The 1,090-nt window shown below is 66.5% G+C and carries 1 protein-coding gene; it reads right to left on the bottom strand.

Features of this window, described 5'->3' with window-relative positions:
- Positions 1–15 precede the first annotated feature (15 nt).
- Positions 16–981 (bottom strand): IS481 family transposase, encoded by a 966-nt coding sequence (locus tag PD653B2_RS24145; protein WP_085874971.1) that lies wholly within the window; start codon positions 979–981, stop codon positions 16–18.
- Positions 982–1,090 lie beyond the last annotated feature (109 nt).

Raw genomic sequence — 1,090 nt, 5'->3', positions numbered from 1 at the left:
AGATGTACCCGGCCATCAGGTTGGTAGCCGGCTGATCGGTGGGAGTCCGCCGAGTGCGCTGTGGCGGCGTTGAGTGTTGTAGTACTCGAGCCAGGGCGCAAGTGCTGCTGCGCGCTCGAGGTTGCTGGTGAATGGTTGTCGGTAGGCCCATTCGGTGGCGATGGTGCGGTTGTAGCGCTCGACCTTCCCGTTCTGCCAGGGGCAGTGGGGCTTGATGAACAGGTGGCGGGCGCCGATCGCGGCGATCGCCTCGCGCATGTCGCGCGAGAGCTTGTAGGACATGTGGTTGTCGGTGATGACCTGCTCGATTCGGGTGATCCCGGCAGCGGCGAATGCTTCGGCGGCCCGGAGCAGGAACGCCGCACAGGTCGCGCCCTTCTCATCGGGCAGGATCTCTGAATGGGCGTAGCGGGAGTGGTCGTCGATCAGTGAGTGGACGTAGTCGTAGCCGATCTTGGCGCGCTTCTGCTTCGCGGTCTGTCGGTGCGCGGGGCCTGCCTTCCATCCGCCGCCGTCGTGAATTCGCCCGAGCTTCTTGACGTCCATGTGGGCTAGGTCGCCGGGCCGGGGCCGCTCGTAACGGACCGCGGTGACCTTGGAGGCCCGGATCACTTCGCCGGTCATCGGGTCGCACTCACGTAGGTAGGGCACCTGGTGGCGGCGCAGGATGCGCGAGACCGTGCGTGGCGGCAGACCCAGCTCCGGGCCGAGCCAGTCCTGGCCGCGCCGCTCCCGGTGGCGCAGCACGAGCACTCGCTGCTCGACCTCGTGCGAGGTTCGAGTTGGCGAGGAGTGTGGTCGTGAGGACCGGGTCTGCAGACCTGCCTCGCCTTCGGCGGCATAGCGATCGAGCCAGGTCTTCACGCATTTGCGGGAGACCCCCATCGCGGCCGCGATGTGGGCCTGGTGCCAGCCCTGTTGGTGGCGTTGAACGATCAGCAGCCGGCCGTAGACGGTCAGCCGCGCACTACCGTGAGACATGGAACCTCCGGGTGGATGTGGGCCTTAGACAAGCCACACCCCACCCGGAGGTTCTCTTTCACGTCAACGGCCAGGACCGCTACCAACGTCCCGGCCGGGTACAGCTAGA

The sequence above is a fragment of the Nocardioides sp. PD653-B2 genome, assembly GCF_002117935.1.
Classification (GTDB): Bacteria; Actinomycetota; Actinomycetes; order Propionibacteriales; family Nocardioidaceae; genus Nocardioides.
Note: the sequence above shows the minus strand (reverse complement) of the source record. Positions and strands in the feature narration are given on the sequence as shown.

Excerpts from the sequence above, each read along its gene's own strand:
- PD653B2_RS24145 (WP_085874971.1), bottom strand. The coding sequence starts at position 981 with ATGTCTCACGGTAGTGCGCGGCTGACCGTCTACGGCCGGCTGCTGATC.